This window comes from Flavobacterium aquiphilum, from assembly GCF_027111335.1.
Classification (GTDB): Bacteria; Bacteroidota; Bacteroidia; order Flavobacteriales; family Flavobacteriaceae; genus Flavobacterium; species Flavobacterium aquiphilum.
Window position 1 is genome coordinate 2,194,322 of record NZ_CP114288.1, and the last position, 19,028, is coordinate 2,213,349.

General features: G+C 33.7%; 24 protein-coding genes. 8 read left to right on the plus strand and 16 right to left on the minus strand.

The genetic code is table 11. The features are described from left to right. Positions 1–6: 6 nt before the first annotated feature. The 4 genes from OZP12_RS09100 to OZP12_RS09115 all read left to right on the plus strand — a co-directional run bounded on the left by OZP12_RS09100 (position 7) and on the right by OZP12_RS09115 (position 2,963). Positions 7–300: a chaperone modulator CbpM gene (locus OZP12_RS09100; protein WP_281228776.1), complete on the plus strand. Its 294-nt coding sequence runs from the start codon at positions 7–9 to the stop codon at positions 298–300. Between the two features lie 100 nt (positions 301–400). Next, positions 401–1,183, plus strand: a complete 783-nt coding sequence (locus OZP12_RS09105) for an MlaE family ABC transporter permease (RefSeq protein ID WP_281228777.1) — start codon at positions 401–403, stop codon at positions 1,181–1,183. A 4-nt stretch (positions 1,184–1,187) separates the two neighbouring features. Next, positions 1,188–1,940, plus strand: coding sequence for an ABC transporter ATP-binding protein (locus tag OZP12_RS09110; RefSeq protein WP_281228778.1), 753 nt, complete (start codon positions 1,188–1,190; stop codon positions 1,938–1,940). Between the two features lie 51 nt (positions 1,941–1,991). Continuing rightward, complete coding sequence (locus OZP12_RS09115; protein ID WP_281228779.1) at positions 1,992–2,963, plus strand: MlaD family protein; 972 nt, start codon at positions 1,992–1,994, stop codon at positions 2,961–2,963. Positions 2,964–2,966: 3 nt separating this feature from the next. Here the strand turns inward: OZP12_RS09115 and OZP12_RS09120 are convergent, their stop codons facing one another. Continuing rightward, the gene (locus OZP12_RS09120) at positions 2,967–4,097 is read right to left on the minus strand and encodes a cysteine desulfurase family protein (protein ID WP_281228780.1); all 1,131 of its coding nucleotides are present in this window, start codon (positions 4,095–4,097) and stop codon (positions 2,967–2,969) included. A 3-nt stretch (positions 4,098–4,100) separates the two neighbouring features. Beyond that, complete coding sequence (locus tag OZP12_RS09125) at positions 4,101–5,024, minus strand: EamA family transporter (RefSeq protein WP_281228781.1); 924 nt, start codon at positions 5,022–5,024, stop codon at positions 4,101–4,103. A 240-nt stretch (positions 5,025–5,264) separates the two neighbouring features. Between OZP12_RS09125 and OZP12_RS09130 the strand changes: the two genes are divergently transcribed. Next, positions 5,265–6,212: a hypothetical protein gene (locus OZP12_RS09130; protein WP_281228782.1), complete on the plus strand. Its 948-nt coding sequence runs from the start codon at positions 5,265–5,267 to the stop codon at positions 6,210–6,212. Positions 6,213–6,288: 76 nt separating this feature from the next. Here OZP12_RS09130 and OZP12_RS09135 read toward each other — a convergent pair whose 3' ends face one another. The 3 genes from OZP12_RS09135 to creD form a co-directional block, all read right to left on the minus strand. Beyond that, the gene (locus tag OZP12_RS09135) at positions 6,289–6,840 is read right to left on the minus strand and encodes a DUF8465 domain-containing protein (protein WP_281229045.1); all 552 of its coding nucleotides are present in this window, start codon (positions 6,838–6,840) and stop codon (positions 6,289–6,291) included. Further along, complete coding sequence (locus tag OZP12_RS09140) at positions 6,830–6,994, minus strand: hypothetical protein (protein ID WP_281228783.1); 165 nt, start codon at positions 6,992–6,994, stop codon at positions 6,830–6,832. Before OZP12_RS09140 ends, OZP12_RS09135 begins: the two co-directional genes overlap by 11 nt. 663 nt (positions 6,995–7,657) lie before the next feature. Next, positions 7,658–9,028: a cell envelope integrity protein CreD gene (gene creD, locus OZP12_RS09145; RefSeq protein WP_281228784.1), complete on the minus strand. Its 1,371-nt coding sequence runs from the start codon at positions 9,026–9,028 to the stop codon at positions 7,658–7,660. Between the two features lie 176 nt (positions 9,029–9,204). On the opposite strand from creD, the gene OZP12_RS09150 reads away from it, so the two are divergent. After that, on the plus strand, positions 9,205–9,393 hold the full coding sequence (locus tag OZP12_RS09150; RefSeq protein WP_281228785.1) for a hypothetical protein: 189 nt from the start codon (positions 9,205–9,207) through the stop codon (positions 9,391–9,393). On the opposite strand, the gene OZP12_RS20605 is transcribed toward OZP12_RS09150, so the two are convergent. The 9 genes from OZP12_RS20605 to OZP12_RS09190 form a co-directional block, all read right to left on the minus strand. After that, on the minus strand, positions 9,390–10,049 hold the full coding sequence (locus OZP12_RS20605; RefSeq protein WP_432419522.1) for a DUF1361 domain-containing protein: 660 nt from the start codon (positions 10,047–10,049) through the stop codon (positions 9,390–9,392). The genes OZP12_RS09150 and OZP12_RS20605 overlap by 4 nt on opposite strands. 121 nt (positions 10,050–10,170) lie before the next feature. Beyond that, positions 10,171–10,467 carry a winged helix-turn-helix domain-containing protein gene (locus tag OZP12_RS09155; protein ID WP_281228786.1) on the minus strand — a complete coding sequence of 99 codons (297 nt, stop codon included), beginning with the start codon at positions 10,465–10,467 and terminating at the stop codon, positions 10,171–10,173. A 3-nt stretch (positions 10,468–10,470) separates the two neighbouring features. Beyond that, on the minus strand, positions 10,471–11,142 hold the full coding sequence (locus OZP12_RS09160; RefSeq protein WP_281228787.1) for a YiiX family permuted papain-like enzyme: 672 nt from the start codon (positions 11,140–11,142) through the stop codon (positions 10,471–10,473). A 43-nt stretch (positions 11,143–11,185) separates the two neighbouring features. Then, a complete protein-coding gene (locus OZP12_RS09165; protein WP_281228788.1) occupies positions 11,186–11,803 on the minus strand; it encodes a hypothetical protein in 618 nt (205 codons plus the stop codon). 372 nt (positions 11,804–12,175) lie between these two features. Then, entirely contained in the window at positions 12,176–12,730 is a 555-nt protein-coding gene (locus OZP12_RS09170; protein ID WP_281228789.1) for a hypothetical protein, read from the minus strand. 400 nt (positions 12,731–13,130) lie between these two features. After that, the gene (locus OZP12_RS09175; protein ID WP_281228790.1) at positions 13,131–13,991 is read right to left on the minus strand and encodes a hypothetical protein; all 861 of its coding nucleotides are present in this window, start codon (positions 13,989–13,991) and stop codon (positions 13,131–13,133) included. 99 nt (positions 13,992–14,090) lie between these two features. Further along, on the minus strand, positions 14,091–15,002 hold the full coding sequence (locus tag OZP12_RS09180) for a hypothetical protein (RefSeq protein WP_281228791.1): 912 nt from the start codon (positions 15,000–15,002) through the stop codon (positions 14,091–14,093). Positions 15,003–15,019: 17 nt separating this feature from the next. Further along, positions 15,020–15,838 carry a 3-deoxy-8-phosphooctulonate synthase gene (gene kdsA, locus OZP12_RS09185; protein WP_281228792.1) on the minus strand — a complete coding sequence of 273 codons (819 nt, stop codon included), beginning with the start codon at positions 15,836–15,838 and terminating at the stop codon, positions 15,020–15,022. A 174-nt stretch (positions 15,839–16,012) separates the two neighbouring features. Continuing rightward, positions 16,013–16,468, minus strand: coding sequence for a 2-dehydro-3-deoxyphosphooctonate aldolase (locus tag OZP12_RS09190; protein WP_281228793.1), 456 nt, complete (start codon positions 16,466–16,468; stop codon positions 16,013–16,015). A 170-nt stretch (positions 16,469–16,638) separates the two neighbouring features. Between OZP12_RS09190 and OZP12_RS09195 the strand changes: the two genes are divergently transcribed. Together OZP12_RS09195 and OZP12_RS09200 are read left to right on the plus strand one after the other, a co-directional pair. Continuing rightward, positions 16,639–17,196: a YeeE/YedE family protein gene (locus tag OZP12_RS09195; RefSeq protein WP_281228794.1), complete on the plus strand. Its 558-nt coding sequence runs from the start codon at positions 16,639–16,641 to the stop codon at positions 17,194–17,196. Positions 17,197–17,199: 3 nt separating this feature from the next. Next, the gene (locus OZP12_RS09200) at positions 17,200–17,613 is read left to right on the plus strand and encodes a DUF6691 family protein (RefSeq protein WP_281228795.1); all 414 of its coding nucleotides are present in this window, start codon (positions 17,200–17,202) and stop codon (positions 17,611–17,613) included. Between the two features lie 147 nt (positions 17,614–17,760). Here OZP12_RS09200 and OZP12_RS09205 read toward each other — a convergent pair whose 3' ends face one another. Both OZP12_RS09205 and prmA read right to left on the minus strand, forming a co-directional pair. Then, positions 17,761–18,036, minus strand: coding sequence for an ATP-dependent Clp protease adaptor ClpS (locus OZP12_RS09205; RefSeq protein WP_281228796.1), 276 nt, complete (start codon positions 18,034–18,036; stop codon positions 17,761–17,763). A gap of 40 nt (positions 18,037–18,076) precedes the next feature. Next, positions 18,077–18,910 (minus strand): 50S ribosomal protein L11 methyltransferase, encoded by an 834-nt coding sequence (gene prmA, locus OZP12_RS09210; protein ID WP_281228797.1) that lies wholly within the window; start codon positions 18,908–18,910, stop codon positions 18,077–18,079. Positions 18,911–19,028: the final 118 nt, after the last annotated feature.

Sequence of the window (19,028 nt, forward strand, 5' to 3'; positions counted from 1 at the left end):
CAAAAAATGGACAGAGATAACTGGATACTGCTGCAAACGATTTGCTCTCACTATCAGGTTGAGAGTTCTTTTTTTACCAATCTTCGTGATTTGGGTTTGATTGAAATTGAAGTTATCGAGCAATCGCTTTATATCAATGAAAATCAAGTGCATAATTTGGAACGAATGATCAGGCTGCATCACGAGTTGGAAGTGAATCCTGAAGGAATTGATGTTGTTTTTAATCTTTTGCAAAAAATAGAAAATTTACAGAAAGAGTTGATAACAACCCAAAATAGATTGCGTTTATATGAAAATTAAAATCAATACGCCTTGGTTTTATATTATTTAAAAGAAGAAAATCAGTAGAATATTTGTAAATTTGGGTAGGATTCTTATTAAAAATTAATTCTCAAATGGAATGAATAGTTTTTTTAAAATCATAGAATCATTCAAAAATTTTCTTATCGAGATCGGCGAGCTATCTGATTTTGCCGGGCGTTTTTTTAAACAAGCATTCAAACGCCCATTAGAATTCAAAGAATTTCTCAGACAATGTTACAATATGGGGAACCGTTCCCTGCTTTTGGTTGGGGTTACCGGATTCATTATCGGTTTGGTATTTACACTACAGTCCAGACCTACTTTACAACAATTTGGCGCCGTTTCATGGATTCCTGCGATGGTTAGTGTTTCCATCATCAGAGAAATTGGTCCTATTATAACTGCTTTGATTTGTGCCGGACGAATAGGTTCTGGAATTGGGGCCGAATTGGGTTCTATGCGTGTGACTGAGCAAATAGATGCTATGGAAGTTTCCGGAACAAATCCTTTTAAATATTTGGTGGTTACCCGAATTTTGGCAACTACTTTGATGCTGCCTATTTTGGTTTTTATTGGGGATGCAGTTGGGCTTTTTGGATCCTATTTGGTCGAAAATTTAAAAGGAGACGTTTCCTTTTTACTTTATTTTACTCAGGTTTTCAATCATTTGGAATTTTTTGACGTTATTCCTTCAACAATCAAATCTTTTTTCTTTGGTTTTGCTATCGGATTGGTCGGTTGTTTTAAAGGATATTATTGCAAAAAAGGAACTGCAGGAGTAGGGCTGGCGGCAAATTCGGCGGTAGTTTTTTCTTCGATGTTGCTTTTTATTATCGACTTTATAGCGGTTTTTGTTTCCAATGTTTTTTATAATATCTGAAGCTATGGAATCGAATGTAAAAAATAATAAATCGATTGTAGTTATCAAAGATCTGAAAAAAAGATTTGGTGATAATATTGTTCTGGATGGCTTTAATTTGGAACTTTTTCAAGGTGAAAACCTAGTGGTTATGGGTAAATCGGGTTCAGGAAAGTCGGTGATGATAAAATGTCTTATTGGATTGGAGGAACCAGATGAAGGGAGTATTGAGGTGATGGATAAGAACATAAAACAGCTTTCGCCCGAGGCTTTGGACGAGCTTCGAACAGAGGTTGGATTTCTTTTTCAGGGGAGTGCTTTGTATGATTCGATGTCGGTTCGCGAAAACTTGGAATTTCCTTTGCGAAGACATACTAAAAAGTTCGGAATTATAGGAGATACGACTCCGCTGGTTATGGAAGCGTTGGAAAGTGTCGGTTTGGCCAATACTGTCGATCTGATGCCGAATGAACTTTCTGGAGGAATGAAGCGTAGAATTGCTTTGGCAAGGACTTTAATTTTGAAACCAAAAATTATTTTGTATGATGAACCCACAACCGGATTGGACCCAATTACTTCAAAAGAGATTTTGATGTTAATGATGTCTGTTCAAAAAAAATACAATACATCATCCATAATTATTACACACGATGTGGATTGTGCCAGAATGATTTCAAACCGAATGATTTTATTAATTGACGGAATAAATTATGCCGAAGGGACTTTTGAGAGTTTGTCAACTTCGCATGATCCCAAAGTGCAAGCGTTTTTTAAGTAAGCTACTAAGAATCTTAGCATTCTAGTAACTTAGAAACTAAAATAAACAGAAATGGAAAAATCAGATTCAGAAAAAATAAAATTAGGCATTTTTGTCATAACGGGACTGATGCTTTTTGTTCTCGTAGTTTATTTTGTTGGCAATAAGCAAAAGATGTTTGGAAGCACCAATCATTTAACCGCTGTTTTTACCAATGTAAACGGTTTGCAGCTGGGGAATAATGTTCGCTATGCGGGTATCAACGTCGGGACGGTTAGAGGAATCGAGATGATAAATGATAGCACCATCAATGTGGATATGATTATCGATGAATCGATGTTTCAGAATATTAAAAAAGATGCTTTGGCGAATATTGGTTCTGATGGTTTGGTAGGAAGTATGGTAATCAATATCGCTCCAGGAAAAGGAAATCAACCGCATATTGAGGCAGGTGATGTCATTCAATCTGTTAATCGCGTTCGTACCGATGATATGTTGAATACGTTGAGTGTAACCAATAAAAATGCGGCCTTGCTTACTGTCGATTTACTTAAAATCACCAAAGAGATTAACCAGGGAAAAGGTTCATTGGGCACTTTGTTGAATGATACTATTATGGCATCAGACTTAAAGCAGACTATGAATTACTTAAAAATGACAAGCAAAGGAACAACTGAAATTGTTGAGAACCTGAATAAAACGGTTAGCGCTTTAGGAGACAAAAACAGTGTGATTGGGGTTTTGAATGATCCCGCCACAGCCAAAAAAATTAGCACAATCGTAAATAATCTGGATCAGTCCAGTCAAGAGATAAACAATGTAGTGACTAATTTAAACGCTACGATTTCGAATATAAAAAATGGAAAAGGTGCGATTAATTATTTGTCCAATGATCCTCATTTGGTCAAAAAAATAGATTCCACAATGACGAACCTGAATAAAGCGACTATTCTCCTAAATGAAGACCTTGAAGCCATGAAACACAGTTTTTTATTGAGAGGTTATTTTAAAAAACAGGAAAAAGCGAAACAGAAACAACAATAATCCCTAACTGTTCTGAACCGAATGCAATCCTTCAATTAATAAATCGATATCCTCTTTGGTATTGAAATGGCTGAAAGAAATTCGGATGCTTGGTTTTTTCAAATCATCATCGGACAGCATTTCGGCCAGTACGTGAGAAGGTTTGATGCTTCCTGATTGACAAGCGCTGCCTCTCGAAACAGCAATACCTTTCATATCTAAATGGAATAAAAGCATTGAAATTTTACTTTCGTCAAAAGGCAAAACCACATTAAGCAGATTATAAAGTGTGTTTTCTCCATTGATTTTAAATCCGGGAAAATTTGCTTTTAGTTTTTCAATGGCATAATCTTTCAATGAAGCAATATATTGGCTTTCGGATTCAAGATTTTGATAGGAAAGTTCCAAGGCTTTTGACATTCCTGCAATTTGGTGGATAGCTTCTGTTCCCGGGCGTTGTCCTTTTTCTTGTTCTCCTCCAAAAAACAAAGGCTGTAGCCCAGAATTTTTTCGGACAAAAGCAAAACCAACACCTTTTGGCCCGTGAAATTTATGGGCACTTGCAAGGATAAAATCAACAGGAGTGCGTTGCAGATCAATTTTGATTTTCCCAACAGATTGCACAGTATCTGAATGGAACAAAGCATGATGTTCTTGGCAAATTTGGCTCACTTTGTCTATATCCAATATTGTTCCGGTTTCATTGTTAACATGCATCAAAGAAACCAAAGTCTTTTTCCCTCCTGATAATAATTCGACCAAATGGGTTAAATCGACTTGCCCGTTGGCTTTGATTTTTACATAATCTACTTCGATACCATATTCATTTTGGAGCGCCATTGCCGTATGAAGTACTGCGTGGTGTTCTATTTTGCTGGTAATAATTTGGGTTACCTTCAAATCTTTCACCGCAGAACGCATAATCCAGTTATTGGCTTCGGTGCCACAGGAAGTGAAAATAATTTCGGCTGCAGTAGCGTTTAGTTGCTTTGCAATAGATTTTCTAGAAAGTTCAAGTATGCTTTTGGCATTGCGTCCCAAACTATGTGTAGAGGAAGGGTTGCCGTAATCTTCGGTTAATATTTTTGTCATTTCCGCTATTACCTCCGGATGAACCTGAGTAGTGGAAGCGTTATCGAGATATACTTTTTTCATTTTTTAGATAGATTTTGAAACGGCTGCAGTTATTTTGGTTTTACCTCTTTTACCAAAAATAATGTTCTTGTTAAAAACAATGATCGAGAACAAAATTAAAGAATAAGAAAACAGTTGAAGCAAAGTAACTTTCTCATTGAAGTAGAAAATAGCTATGCCAAAATTGATTATCGGATTGATGTACATCATGATACCTACAGTCGATGAGGTGATGCCTTTTAATGCGTATAAGTTTAAGAATAGCGGAATTATTGTGAAAAAAACAACTATGCTAAATAAACAGGCATAAAATAAAGGTTCGGTTGGGATTGCCCCACTGTATTTTGGGTAAAAAGGTAAAAAAAGCAAAGCAACAAAAAGCAATTGAATGTTCAAGATAAGAAACTTGTCAAGCTCGCTATTTTTGCGCTGACTGACCAAATACAATGCAAAAGTTGCCGCCACTATCAAACTGTAAAGAATGTCTTGAAAATGGTTTAATGACAAAATAATACAACTAAAAGTGCTTATGGAAACAGCCAACCATTGCCATTTTGTTAATTTTTCGCGAAGCAAAACAAAAGCAAAAACAGTTGTCAAGATAGGACAAATTAAATAGGCGAGAGAACCAGCCTTTACGCTCACGTGGTTGACAACATAGATAAAAATAAACCAATTGGCTGACAAAATAATTGCACCTACTAAGGTCAAAATAAGTGTGTTTTTTTTCTTCTGAGATGACATTTCCGAAAAATCATTCCAATTTTTTCGAATATTGTTTTTTCTAAAAAGAAGATTTATCGTGGTTATTGTTAGTGCACTAAAAAAAACACGATAGAACATTATGTCTAATGAAGCATAGTTTGATATAGGTTTTAACCCCAAACTGAAAAAGCCCCAAAGGAAAAAAGCAAAAAAAGCAGCGAAGTAATATTTGTATTTTTTCATTGAAAGTAAAAATTCGGCACAAAGATAAGGATTTCTGAAATGATTCTATAGCTTACTATTTCTTTGATATGGCTTTCGTTTTTTGATGAATTAATAATGTAATGATGTAATTAATTCTTTTATTGTGGAAATTCATAATCCTGCAGTGTTAAAAACTATGACTCTTGTAAACTTAGAAATTTAGCCGCTAAAGTTTAAGAAACGAATTAAAAAGTCTATTTTTGTTCAAAATATTAAGGAATGAAACGATTTTTAGGAATTTTGATTTGCGTATTGGCTTTTTCGGGTTGTGATGATGGTGATTTAATAGTCGATAATATTGATTTTTCCAGTGTAACAACAAGTAGCTGTTCGGATAACAATCTTATTTTTAAGCTCAAACAGAGTGAAGCTTTAATATTGAATATCCCGGAAGGGACTTTTGTTACCGAACCTACTGATCCGGATACACCTATTAAATTAGATGTAAATTCTGTGAATCAGATTGTCTATAATTTTTATAATGGAACCGTAAGTTCAAATAATATTTGTTCTTTAATTCCTCCTGGAACTCCAACTATCAATAAGCAATGGTATGCTTCTTCGGGTGTTATCGAAATAACTACAACAGCCGTTAAAAAATTGGATGAAACCAATAATAGTAGCCGAATAACGGGCTATAATCATAACATTGTTTTTACAAATCTTACTTTTAAAAAGGAAGATGGTACAACGCAATTTTATGAAACTTTTCCTTTTGGGGATTATTTTAAAGGTGTTGATGCATTGCCTTTTGGTTTTCAAGGGGTTTTAAAAATTTGTAGCAATAGTGGTCAAGTGTATGATTTTACCGAAAACGAATCTTTTACATTAGATATAGATCCTGCACTAATTGTAAATGAAGTTACACCAATAGACAAGCCGAGGACAGGGGTAATTGGACTTATAGCAAACAAACTGGTTTATCGTTTATTTAATGGAGTATTGAATCCAGATTATTTTTGCCAGACAACCACACCATTATTACCTACAGTCAAAGAAGAATGGCTTGGTAGAACTGGGGGTGTTATAGAGGTAACAACTACTACAATTGGACCTAATGCTTTTAAACATACTATTGTCTTAAAAAATGTAACACTTGAAAAAGGTAATAGCAACTTTCAATTAGGGAACAGTTATAAATACGGAGAATTGGAAACTACGAAATAGTCAAAAGTGAAAAAATAAAAGAAAACGTCAATGCTTTATAAACATTGACGTTTTTTTATAATACAAGATTTGGTTGTTACTTTGTGTTTTGTTTAAAATACACTTCAGTTGCACCCGAACCGTATTTTTGGTAATTGGCATCTTGAAATACAACATTGTCATAACGGCCTAACAGAAAATCTAATTCGGCTTTCAGTATACCTTCGCCTACACCGTGTATAAAAACAATTTTTGGAATCCGGTTGCGAATTGCAAATTCAATGTGGCGTTGTGCTGTTTCTGTTTGCAAAGTCAAAATATCATAATTTGACATTCCACGCTTGTTAGGCACCAGTTTTTCGATATGTAAATCAAATTCCGGTACTGGTAATTCGTGTTTGTCTTTCTTTTCTTTTACAAAACTTCGAGGCTTCGGAATCTCCTTTTCTTTTTTGATTTCATTGATGTTCATGCCTTTGATGTTTTCCATCAAATTAGCCGATTCACCAGTTTTTATCAGTTCGTTGGCTTCAAAATTCATAACAAAGCCATCCACTGTTTCAATCGTAACTATCTTATCTTTTACAGATATGACTATACCGTCAACAGCTTCATCAAGAACCGAAACCTTATCTCCTTTATTGAACATCATCGTCTTCTTCTTTATCTTGATTTTTACTAGGGGTTTTGCTGCTCAATTTCATCATTCCTATCATAAAAATGACAATTGCAACTACCATAACGTACACGTTTTTATCGGGACTGGATTGCTCGTATAATGCTACACCAATGGCTAGAGCCATCAGCAGAATCATAATTTTTTTCATAATAAAAATATCAGATTTCAAAAGTACTAAACTTTTTAAAGCGATAAAAATATTACTATTAGGTTGTGGTAGGCAATGATTTTTGAATAGTAAGAATTTTTACTTAAAAATTTAAAAAACGCAATTTTTTAACGCAAAAAAAACATTTATTAAAAAATTTGGATGTAATATTATTTTTTTGTTATTTGTGTGCCAGTTACATGTTAAGAATAAGGTGTTTACTAATACAGGAATATTCTACGTTAGCTAGAGAAAAAAAATAAAGTTTAACCCAAAAAAGAAAATTAAAATGCAATTAATGTTACAATTAGGTATTGTTGTAGGGGTTCTACTTCTAGTAGTACTTGTTTCTTTTGCAAATAAATTAAACGAAAAATCAGGTAGATAAAACACTAATTAATATTGCTCGATCGAAATTAGTTTAATTTGATATCAATTTTTGCAAAGTACAATTCACCGAATTCTTTACACTGAACCACACAGAAAAGAATCTAGATCAACTCCACACAGAAAAACTACAAAATAATTCTATTATTTTGTAGTTTTTTTGCTTTATAGACTTTGGGTAGAAGTCAAATTAAGAATCTTAGATAAATTATGCTCATAACTAATAAAAATATTTTTAGGGACTTTTTTTGTTTATTTATTCCAGTCAATTTTTCTTGAAAAGTACATTACTGCGGCAAGGATGGCAAACAAACCGATGCTTCCTACCAAAAGTGCATAGTTTTCCAGTTGGATAATTACATAAATAAAAGTGTATAATCCGGTTAGCGCAGCAGCTATAAAAGATGGAAATTTTTTGCCTTTTAGTATTGAAACGGAGTAGAGTGCAATCAACGATATTACTGCGGTGGCTGCAATGAGATATGCTTTTGTGAAACTGCTATGCTCAGTGATTGAAATTAGTAGTGTGTAAAATAAAATCAAAGCTAGCCCAATCATTGCGTATTGGAAAATATGGATTTTGATTTTACTGATGGATTGAATCAAAAAGAAAACCAAAAACGTTAGGCCAATTACCAGAAAACCATATTTTGCAGCTCTTTCGTTTTGTTGGTATTGGTTTACCGGAATCACAAAGTCAACTCCAAAGGCATAAGCTCCCAATTCAGGCAAAGTTTCAAAGAATTGTTGTGAAAAGGCTCTGTTGATATGAAGGATTTTCCAATTGGCAACAAAACCGTTAGAATCTATTTTCTTGGTTTTGTCATCGGGAAGGAAATTACCTGTGAAGCTTGGCGAGGCCCAATTGGATTGCATGTTTAATTGTGTGGTTTTTCCAATTGGGACCATTTTTATTTGTTTGCTTCCGTTGTAGTTTATGTCGAAACCGAAGTTGGTTTTGTCAGTTTTTAAAATGCTTTTCAAGTCAATAAAACCAGTTTCGAGCGCTTGGGTAGAATCGTTCATATTATTGCTGTAAACCGGTTCAAAAGTAAATTTTGTTCCGCCAATATTGATTTTTACCTCATCTTTAATGCTTTTTAGGTTAGTGGTTTTTATCAATATTGTGGCTTTGTTCCATTGAATGTTTTCTAGCGGAATATTTTTACTGCTGAAATCAGGCTGAATGTATTGCCCTGAAAAATTCATTTTGGAACTATACACCACTGACTCGTAGTTATTTCTGTTGAGCAACTTAGTGGTGACATTGGATTTTGCCTTTAAATCTTCCGGAAAAAAGTAAGCGTATTTGGTAATTGCTTTTAGTTGTTTTACCGTTTCGTTGGTTTTTTGGTTGGTGGATAGCGTTTCCTCAAAAACAGTGTAAGGTATTTTTAAGATGGGGCCATAAAAATAGACACTTTCTCCCCACTTGCCGTTAATTTCGGAAATAACTTCTTCCTGACGTATCGAGCGTTCGCTGATTAGACTTTTGACAAATTCCAAAGGAATTAGTAAAATGAGGGTTAAAAATCCTACCATTAACATTTTGGCAGTTGTGGACTGAAAAAGAGATTGAAAAAATGAGACAGGGGAAGAGTTTTGATTTTCTTGAGTTTCCATGTTTTTATTGATTAATGTTATTTGATTAGAAAGGTGAATTTGCTTTTACGAAATAGATTATAATAGAGAAATACAAAAATGCTATTGGGATATTGGCTAACAGAATTAGGATTTTTGTTCCAATGTATTTTCGCTGTTGGGGTAAAATGTAAAAATGATACAACAGATTACAAAGCATGATTGCATTGAGAATTGTTGCAAAAACAATGAAGATGAACCCAATGATTAAGACAAAAGAAGTGTCTTGTAGTGTCGTAAAAAGAATGAAAAACAATGTCCCGATGGCAAAACAGCCAAGGGCAAGTTCTGTGGAAGTTCGACCTTCAAAAGGTTCTTCGTGGATTAGGGTAGTTTGCATGATTTAAAAAGAATTTATGGTTGAATAGATTTTTTTTAAAGAATAGAATAAGTAGATGTAGATTCCAAAATAGAAAGAGAACAATAATGCATGTGTAGATAATAATGAGGACATCATATCTTGGAATAATTCTGTAGGATTGCTCAAAATGTCCCAGCTATTGTATCGTAAAATTCTACCGAGATATATGCCAATCCCGCATAAAAAACATATTGAAGGGATTATTAATCTTATAAATAGGGGAGATGTGTAGTTTGCTATTATATTTTCAAATTCGATTATTGAAATGATCCCAATTGTAAATCCGATTAAAGCATAGGAACTAAACACAACCAAGTCAAACCAGACTAGATGATTGTTTGATTGAGATAAATGAATCAAATCAGTCAGGATGTAAAACGAATTTGGTAAAAATAATAGCCAGGAAAACAGAACTAATAGTGTTTTAAATTTACTTTTTTGCAAAGTGATTTGGTTTTTCAAGTAGCTGATAAAAAAGTATGGAATGAAAGCTAAAAATAGATTCCAGACTAAGAAAAAGAGGTAGATAGAGTCAGTTAATTTTGCTCTTATGACTAATAAAATAAGACTGTAAGCTGTAAAAAGCAGCAAAATACTGTTGATTTTTCGGTTGTTGTTGAATAGTTTGATGATCAGATGCATAATTTTTAATTTTTTGTTTAAGTTGTTTTAAGTTTGAATTGTCTAAGGTTTGCTATTTGTTTTTTGCTTTTTTCAAATTAAAAGTACTTTGAATTTCAAAGTTGTGATATAAAAAAATAGCTTAACGTTTTTGTATCAATTTCTCCAGAGCGTCTATATGATCCTGAAAAGCTTTACGGCCTTCTTTGGTTGCCCTGTAACTAGTGTTTGGTTTTTTTCCTATGAATTGCTTTTCAATGGCAATATAATTTTCAGATTCCAATGCTTTGGTGTGACTCGCCAGATTACCGTCAGTAACGCCTAGTAATTCTTTTAGCGTACTGAAATCAGCCGATTCATTGACCATTAAAACCGACATGATTCCTAGTCGAATTCGGTGGTCGAATGCTTTATTTATATTTTGAATTATGTTTTTCAAATCTTAGTAATTGTCAATTATGGTGGTTACTATTTTGGATTGCTCCAGGTCTGAAGGTGCTACTACGTTCTCCTCAAAAGGGATTTTATTTCCATATCTTTCGGCTAATAGGGCTTGTACCCGTTTGTCTTTCAAGTTGAAATCCTTTAATTTTTGAAGAGGACACAATTCGATTCCGGCACCATTTTTATATATTTTCCAAATTAATTCTGAACAGTAAATTTTATCATCAGACCATTCAAAATAGAGGTCATAATCTTTGTTGTTCAAACGATTTGCATAGTTTTTCATCTTTTGCAGGGTTTGCAAACTTAGGATTTCCGATGCGTTTTTTAATCGGGTTACCACAAAATGATTTTCTTTCCCGTGAGTAATCCAATCTTCCAGTAGGGTGAATTTTACGGGTTGAACCGCTTCAAAAACATATTTTTTACCTTCTTTGATAAATACAATACCGCAATGCGAAAATTTAGAATTTGTTGCAATTCTTACGGCTTCACATTGTTTGGAATTGGAAGTCTGAAAAATCATGTCTCCCTCTTGAATTTTATCCAAAATGCTAGCAGGATGTTTACCAAAAAGAATATTCCCAAACATGGAATTGGCAATGAATAACGCGCATCCAAAACTCATCAGGAAAGTAATTATAGCAAAAATATATTTTGTTTTTTTCATGGTTGTTCTTTTTGGATTTATCTTGTTTTCATAAATCTGAAATCTAATTCCTGTCGTATTTAAAATACATCATGCTTCCATAAACGATATGGCAGACACCAAAACCTAAAGCCCAAAATTCTAATCCGTAACCAGGGAATTTAGTGGCCAATAATCCAATGATTATGATGGTTATGCCCAGATAACGCACATCCCGAAGCGTGTATTTGCTTGCGTTTACACAAGACAGACCGTAGAAAATCAAAGTTATGGGTGCGATCAGTCCGTAGGTTTTGTTTTCTAACAAGAGTAAGGCAAAAATACCACCGGTTACCAATGGAATCAAGAAGTTGGTCAATAGTCTTTTTGAAGTGCTGTTCCATATTGTTTCGCCTTCTCTTTTTGTTTTGTTGTATGTAAGTAGTATTGCGGTGCTTATCGATAAAAATAATACTGTAAAAGCAATCAAAACAATGAATTGAAAAGTATTGCTTTCCAAAGTGATACTGTGACTTTCGTAATCATTGTTATTGTTTTCAATTAATTCATGGGCTATAAAAGCGCCTATCAAGGCATATACGCCAGCCATTATTCCGCCCAGGCCACTCAAAGAGAGAAATTGAGAGGATTTGTTCATCATGTTTTTGATGTCACTGATGTCTTTTAAATATTTATCATCCATATAAAAGTACTTTGAAACACAAAGTAAATGATTAAATTTAATATTAGCAATATTTTTTTTGATTATTTTTAAAACAAAATACCGAAATAGGAATACATTTCGCGGAAAAGCCCAAAGGAGATACAAAAAATCACAAAGAAAAAGAGATTTCCTTTGACATTGAGCTTAATTACTTTGTGAAACTTTGGAGGTTCTTCACGTCCCTTTGTGTGGAATAAAGCCTAAAGCTTATTTTAGGTTAAATCAAGCTCTTATTGGTTGCTTATAGGTGTGGGTGTGAAGTTGAAGACATTCGCGCAGCGCACCCGACTAATTTTTTTTGAGAACTCTTCGAAGAACAGGGAAGGAGCTGTCTACTCGATTAGCAGTAGTTTACCGATTTAGTTCTACTTTGATTCTTTTTTCTAGTTCCGCCAAAGACTTTAATTTGTTAGGATTATTTGAATATTTTTCAAATTCATTGTTAAAAAGGTCATAATATTTTTCATTTAAATTTCGGAAATACTCTAATGTTAATTTAGTGCTATCCGTTTTTTTAATGCTATCAACTTCTTTACACATTTTTCGTCGATAGATTTCTAATAAGTCAAATTTAGCTTGAACTACTCTTAAAATATTTTTATTTGTAGTGTCACATATAAAAGATGATTTATTTAGGAATAATGCTTTTGACCTAAATAATATTGGATTGTCGATATTATATCTTGTGCTGAACTTAAAATCAACAAAAAATTTGCAATTTGGATTATTTCCGTCATATTTAAAATCTGACCATTCTATTTTTTTATCTTTACTCCATTCTATTGCATTTCTGTTATTCCAATATTCTAAAAGATTGTAGTATTCATACGAAATTATTGGGTATCCAAATAGATACACAATGTATGCAGAAAAGATTGCTAAGATAATAATCCACATTTTCTTCATTTCTTTCTTTATAAATTACTGCCAACTTGTATATATGCTCAACAAACCTTCGCCAATCTACCTGAATAAAGGTGGATAAGCGAAGGTTTGTTTCGCTTTATTGTTTTCAAAAATAATGAAAAAAAAGATTACAATTTATCAAATAGGTTCTTGATTTTTTGGCAACTATTCGAACTTATTTAGTTACGTGTTTTATTGACTTTGTTATGAAATACAAAAGTTCCTAATTTAGCCCCGATTGCAACGGAAATCCTTGTGAACCGGGGTTCGGTTCGCAAGATTGCAGTGTAAAGCGGGAGGTTACTTCCTAAAAAAGTACAATGTTCTGCTCCTAAAAAACATTTAGGCTTTAAACAAAAAAATCCCCCGAAGGAGATTTTAATTGTATGCGATTGAAGTATTATAATCTGAATATACCTCCGAAAGAAACGATGGTTTCGCCGTACCAAAAATGGTGCTGAGCGTGATCGTCATTATAAGTGGTCATTACATCGGTCATGTTGATGTAACCTGCTTTTATTTCGGTTTGCATGTAAAAATGCTTGAAAAAAGTAAAGTTCAAACCAGCATCTGCCGAAAATCCATATCCTGAAATATGAAACTCATCATGTCTTTGTTTTCCCAAAACAGTTGCATCGGTTCTTGGAACCAATATTCCGTAACCAAGTCCTTCGGTTAGGTTTAGTTGGAAAATATCGGTATTGGTAATTCCAAAAAGCAAAGAAATATCAGTGTAATAAGCCGCTTCGGTAAAGATGTAATTTAATCCGTTTGTGTGCTCAAACTTTAAGAATTTACCATCAGTCAAATCAACCGGTTTGTTGTTGTAAATTCCGTTGAATTGAGAGCCAACTTCAGTCGAAGGCAAATTAATAGTTCCGTTGATCATCGCTGTTTGATCTTGGGTCATCACATATTTCATGTGATCAATCCCGATAGAAACATTGAATTTGTCATGGAAAAAGTATCCCATTTTCCAGTTGGTTTGTGACGATGTTAAACTTCCCGGTTTGATATAATCAATGTTCCAACCTTTTGGTAAATCATGCGATTGAGCATTTTCTACCGTAAAATTATATCCGTCACCTTGAAAGTGTATGTCCGAAGTAGTGTAGTAAGCTCTGTTTCCTCCCCAATGAGCGAAGAATTTACCTTTGTTGTGGGCAGTATATAATTCATTTGAAGGCGTACTGTCTTGAGCAAAAGCATTAGCAGTAAAAAATAAAACTAAAAAAGCAGTGTGTAAAATTTTTGTTTTCAATGTCTTTAAATTTGATTAATAATTTTTTTATTAAACCAACTAAAATCTATCTTATACTAAAAATCTCCCGAAGGAGATTTTGATTTTATATGAGCTATTTTATAATCTAAAAATACCTCCAAAAGCAATAATTCTTTGGAAAAAGAAGAAATTTTGTGAAGCCTTATCGTCTCCACTTGTTGTTCTAATATCTTGCATGTTGATGTAACCCGTTTTTAGCTCACCTTGTACATAGAAATATTTGAAAAACGTAAAGTTAATCCCTGCTTTTGCAGATAGACCATATCCAGAAACGTGAAAATCATCATGACGAGGCATTCCTAACACAGTAGCATTTGTTTTTGGATATAAAAGGCCAGCTCCTAAACCTTCCGTTAAGTTAATCTGAAATTTATCTGTATTTGGTAATTTAAATAATTTCGAAATATCATCATGTCTGGAAACCTCAGTATTAACATAGTTCAAACCATCTGTATGTTCGTACATTAAAAAAGCAGTACCATTTGGCTGAGCAACATTTTTATCGTAACCACCTTCCAGAGCATTACCTTGAGACATATCTACAGGAGTATTATTATAAACCCCGTTGTAAATAGATCCTGATTGATCAGCAGGTAAATTAATATAACCAGTAACATTAGCTATTTGAGCTTGGCTCATAACATACTTCATGTGATCCAAACCAATAGCAACACTGTAATGGTCGTTAATGAAATATCCCATTCTAAAGTTAGTTTGCGGAATTGTCATGTTTGCAGGATTAATGTAATCAACATGCCAACCTTTTGGTTTATCATGAGCAACCATATTATCAACAGTAAAGTTGTAATCTTTTCCTCTAAAGTTTACATCAGATTCAGTATAGCTCTCTCTGTTACCACCCCATGAAATGAAGAATTTACCTTTGTTGTGAGCAGTATATCTTTCAGTAACGGGTATATTGTCTTGAGCAAATGCATTAACAGTAAAAAAAAGAACTAAAAAAGTAGTATATAAAAAATTTGTTTTCAATGCGTAGGTATTAAATTTTAGAATTGGTTTATTGTTTTTCTAATAGCAACCAATTTATTCATCAAAGGTTCAAAGTAATCTAAATGCAGCATATTAGCACCGTCACTTTTGGCATTTGCAGGATCAAAATGTGTTTCGATAAAAATACCGTCAACACCAACGGCAATTCCTGCTTTGGCAACCGTTTCAATCATATCCGGTCTTCCTCCGGTTACACCAGCGGTTTGATTTGGCTGTTGAAGTGAATGCGTAACGTCTAAAACAGTTGTAGCATACTGTTGCATAGTTGGAATTCCTCTGTAATCCACAATCATGTCCTGATAACCGAACATAGTTCCGCGGTCAGTTACCATCACATTTTCGTTGTTGCAGTCCAAAACTTTTTGTACAGCGTGTTTCATGCTTTCAGGACTCATGAATTGTCCTTTTTTCAGGTTAACTGTTTTTCCAGTTTTGGCGGCAGCAACTACTAAATCCGTTTGACGAACAAGGAAAGCCGGAATTTGCAATACATCTACGTATTCGGCAGCCATAGAGGCATCTTCATTGGTGTGGATATCTGTAACTGTTGGTACACCAAAAGTTTTGGATACTTTTTCCAAAATTTTTAATGCTTTTTCGTCTCCAATTCCAGAGAAACTGTCAATTCTAGAACGGTTTGCTTTTTTGAAAGATCCTTTAAAAACGTAAGGGATTTGTAATTTGTCGGTGATACCTACTAATCTTTCGGCAATTCGCATCGCCATTTCTTCACCTTCAATGGCGCATGGACCAGCCAATAAAAAGAAGTTACCGCTCTCAGTATGTTTGATTTGCGGTATGTTTTGTATATTCATGTTTTTTGTTTTTTTTGAAAGTGCAAATGTAGTTCGATTTTGCGACTCTTGAATTAGTTTTGGGGATTATTTTAATAATGTAAATGATTATTAGGAACAGATTTCATTTATCTGTCCATATCTTTTTTTGCCTAAGAAAAAATTGTTGAAAGAAGGTTAAAGAGTGCTTTTGTTTTAATTGATTTTTTTCAAACTTAGCCCCATTGGCACCATTAATTGCCCTCTTTCGTAGATGTTTATATATAAGATGATTGGTTTTTTCAAACCTTCCCAGCTTAATTCATATACATCCAAAAATCCGGCACCCATATCGCTGTTTTTGGTTGGAAATGGACAGCAGTTTCCTAATTTTTTATAAGTTATTTTTTCTCCTTTTGGCCCTGCCAAAGCGTTTATAAAATATTTTTGGTTAATGGTGTCATTTCGTGTACCTCTGAAAAAAATATTGACTGGATAGTCTTTGTCATAGCCATATTTTTTGTCTTTGCTGTATTGGGTAATTATAAAAGCATTATTGTTGCCCAAAACAGGTTCAGGTGCATTGTTGTCAACGTTTTTTATGGAAGATTTAATGCTTCCGCAAGAGGCTAGTACTATGATTGTTGCAATGAATAAAGCTATTTTTTTCATTTTTAGTATTTGAATTTTTTAAAAGTGATGTATTTCTTACTACAAATATAAAAAGAACTTTACTCTATCTGTCAATATTCATTTGGAATCCTTGTGAATTTTTGTCTAAAAAGAGGGCATTTGACGAAATATCCAAAATCCTTTTATATTTGTATCAAAAACTAATTGATATGGAAATATTTTTTCAAACCTGGCCGTGGTACGTGTCGGGTTTTTTAATAGGAATGGTGATGCTGTTGTTGACTTATTTCGGGAAAAATTTTGGTATGTCTACCAATCTTCAGTCCCTATGTTCGATGACGGGGCTAGGAAAACGTTTTGAATATTTTGATTTTGACTGGAGGTCGAATCGTTGGAATTATGTAGTTGTTTTAGGTGCTATGGTAGGCGGTTTTGTGGCTGTACATTTTATGAGTGATCCTTCAAATGTTACTATTAATCCCAAAACAATAGCCCAGCTTGCGCAAATGGGAATTGATGCTCCTAACGGACAATTGATGCCGCAATCATTATTTGGAGAACAAATTTGGCAATCACCAAAAAGTATTTTGATTCTTCTTGGAGGCGGAATTTTGATTGGTTTCGGGACACGCTATGCAGGAGGGTGTACCTCTGGGCATGCAATTTCGGGATTGAGTAATCTGCAGTTACCTTCTTTAAAAGCTGTTATCGCTTTTTTTATCGGAGGATTGATTATGTCTCATTTTTTATTACCCTTATTTTTCTAGGTTATGAAGTTATTAAAATATTTTCTGGTAGGATTCTTTTTTGGAATAGTACTTACCAAGTCGGAAGCGGTTTCTTGGTACCGCATTTATGAAATGTTTCAATTCCAATCGTTTCATATGTATGGAATTATAGGAGTTGCTGTTGCAACAGGAATTATTGGTATTCAAATTATCAAAAGAAAAAATATAAAAGACATTGATGGCTTACCGATTGAAATTCAGGAAAAACCAAAAGATAACGCCAGATATTGGTTAGGAGGAATTTCTTTTGGATTAGGTTGGGCATTGGTAGGATCTTGCCCAGGACCTATTTTTATATTGATAGGAGCAGGGTTTATGCCTGTAATTATTGTGCTTATAGGCGCACTTATAGGAACAGTTATTTATGGTGTTTTAAAAAGTAAATTGCCTCATTAAGTTTGTTGCTTATTGTTTTTGGGTTGTTGTTCGTCGCTCTTTGTCAACAATAAACCAAAAGCGATTAACATTAAAAAAAGCCTATTTGAGATTGTACTTGCTCAAATAGGCTTCAGAATAAATGACTTATTTTTGGAAATAATTGTATCAGATTATCTCAGCACTTAAACCGGCTTCAAGTAATCCAGTACATTGTACTTTTAATTTTTCATATTCTCCTGTTTTTACGGTGCATTTACCGTTAAAATGTACTATCAATGAACATTGTTGCGCTTGAATAGAGGTGTGTCCGCAAACACGAACCAAAGTTTCTATAACATGGTCAAAAGTATTTACGTCATCATTGTAAACTATAATTTCGTTGTTTTTGGTCGTTACTTCTTCTTCCCAAATTTTTTCTTTTATTTGCTCTAATGTACTCATTGTTTCAGTTTTTTGTACTGTTGATTAAAAAAAGGGGATACTAATTTACGTATTTTATTGATACCCAATTGTTTCTTTTTAGTTTTTTAACATAAGTCAATCCTTTTTCTGTACAAGATGCATCAATATAAGGAATGTCTTCTTCATAAAAACCACTAAATAATATGGTTCCGCCCGGATTCAAACTGTCAACATAACTTTGCATATCATTTAATAGAATATTTCTGTTAATGTTGGCTATAATTAAATCATATTTTTTTCCTTTCAATAAGGCAGCGTCTCCTTCATAAACTGTTATGTGCTTGCAATTGTTGCGTTCGGCATTTTCAATGGAGTTTAGGTAACACCAGTTGTCAATATCTATAGCGTCAATAGGCTGGGCTCCTTTCATTTCGGCCAAAATTGCCAGAATAGCTGTACCACAACCCATGTCTAAGGTTTTCATGCCAGTAACATCCATTTCTAATAAATGCTGGATCATCATGTGGGTGGTTTCGTGATGTCCTGTACCAAAGCTCATTTTAGGTTCAATTACAATATCATATTGCGCATCAGTTTTTGGGTGAAATGGTGCGCGAACGTGACAGCTTCCATCTACATCGATGGGTTCAAAGTTTTTTTCCCATTCCTCATTCCAGTTTATTTGCTCAATTTCTTCAAAAGTATAATTGATTTTAAATTCTTCTGATTGTAATATCTGAATGTCATCCAATATCATTTCGTCCCAAAGATCTTTTTGCACATAAGCAGAAATACCGGTTTCGGTTTCGGTAAAACTTTCAAAAGCTTTTTCTCCTAATTCTGCAATTAATATTTCCGATCCCAGCTCTTTTGGCTCAATAGAAAAATGATATCCTATATAAATATTTGACATGATTAAATTTTTTTTGCAAAGGTAATAATAGGATGCAATCCTTTTTTGAAATTTAAAAATATTTTGAAAGAATGTTTTTGTGTATTATTTCAGAGTGTATTCGATTTTGATATTTTTT

What these genes read in the sequence shown, in the direction of transcription:
- OZP12_RS09165 (WP_281228788.1), bottom strand. Translation starts at nt 11,803, where the DNA reads ATGGATGATAAATATTTAAAAGACATCAGTGACATCAAAAACATGATG.
- kdsA (WP_281228792.1), bottom strand. Translation starts at nt 15,838, where the DNA reads ATGAATATACAAAACATACCGCAAATCAAACATACTGAGAGCGGTAAC.
- OZP12_RS09190 (WP_281228793.1), bottom strand. Translation starts at nt 16,468, where the DNA reads ATGAAAAAAATAGCTTTATTCATTGCAACAATCATAGTACTAGCCTCT.
- OZP12_RS09140 (WP_281228783.1), bottom strand. Translation starts at nt 6,994, where the DNA reads ATGGCTCTAGCCATTGGTGTAGCATTATACGAGCAATCCAGTCCCGAT.
- OZP12_RS09205 (WP_281228796.1), bottom strand. Translation starts at nt 18,036, where the DNA reads ATGAGTACATTAGAGCAAATAAAAGAAAAAATTTGGGAAGAAGAAGTA.
- creD (WP_281228784.1), bottom strand. Translation starts at nt 9,028, where the DNA reads ATGGAAACTCAAGAAAATCAAAACTCTTCCCCTGTCTCATTTTTTCAA.
- OZP12_RS09195 (WP_281228794.1), top strand. Translation starts at nt 16,639, where the DNA reads ATGGAAATATTTTTTCAAACCTGGCCGTGGTACGTGTCGGGTTTTTTA.
- OZP12_RS09110 (WP_281228778.1), top strand. Translation starts at nt 1,188, where the DNA reads ATGGAATCGAATGTAAAAAATAATAAATCGATTGTAGTTATCAAAGAT.
- prmA (WP_281228797.1), bottom strand. Translation starts at nt 18,910, where the DNA reads ATGTCAAATATTTATATAGGATATCATTTTTCTATTGAGCCAAAAGAG.
- OZP12_RS09170 (WP_281228789.1), bottom strand. Translation starts at nt 12,730, where the DNA reads ATGAAGAAAATGTGGATTATTATCTTAGCAATCTTTTCTGCATACATT.
- OZP12_RS09125 (WP_281228781.1), bottom strand. Translation starts at nt 5,024, where the DNA reads ATGAAAAAATACAAATATTACTTCGCTGCTTTTTTTGCTTTTTTCCTT.
- OZP12_RS09100 (WP_281228776.1), top strand. Translation starts at nt 7, where the DNA reads ATGGACAGAGATAACTGGATACTGCTGCAAACGATTTGCTCTCACTAT.
- OZP12_RS09105 (WP_281228777.1), top strand. Translation starts at nt 401, where the DNA reads ATGAATAGTTTTTTTAAAATCATAGAATCATTCAAAAATTTTCTTATC.
- OZP12_RS20605 (WP_432419522.1), bottom strand. Translation starts at nt 10,049, where the DNA reads ATGCATCTGATCATCAAACTATTCAACAACAACCGAAAAATCAACAGT.
- OZP12_RS09160 (WP_281228787.1), bottom strand. Translation starts at nt 11,142, where the DNA reads ATGAAAAAAACAAAATATATTTTTGCTATAATTACTTTCCTGATGAGT.
- OZP12_RS09130 (WP_281228782.1), top strand. Translation starts at nt 5,265, where the DNA reads ATGAAACGATTTTTAGGAATTTTGATTTGCGTATTGGCTTTTTCGGGT.
- OZP12_RS09120 (WP_281228780.1), bottom strand. Translation starts at nt 4,097, where the DNA reads ATGAAAAAAGTATATCTCGATAACGCTTCCACTACTCAGGTTCATCCG.
- OZP12_RS09135 (WP_281229045.1), bottom strand. Translation starts at nt 6,840, where the DNA reads ATGTTCAATAAAGGAGATAAGGTTTCGGTTCTTGATGAAGCTGTTGAC.
- OZP12_RS09115 (WP_281228779.1), top strand. Translation starts at nt 1,992, where the DNA reads ATGGAAAAATCAGATTCAGAAAAAATAAAATTAGGCATTTTTGTCATA.
- OZP12_RS09200 (WP_281228795.1), top strand. Translation starts at nt 17,200, where the DNA reads ATGAAGTTATTAAAATATTTTCTGGTAGGATTCTTTTTTGGAATAGTA.
- OZP12_RS09150 (WP_281228785.1), top strand. Translation starts at nt 9,205, where the DNA reads ATGATTGCATTGAGAATTGTTGCAAAAACAATGAAGATGAACCCAATG.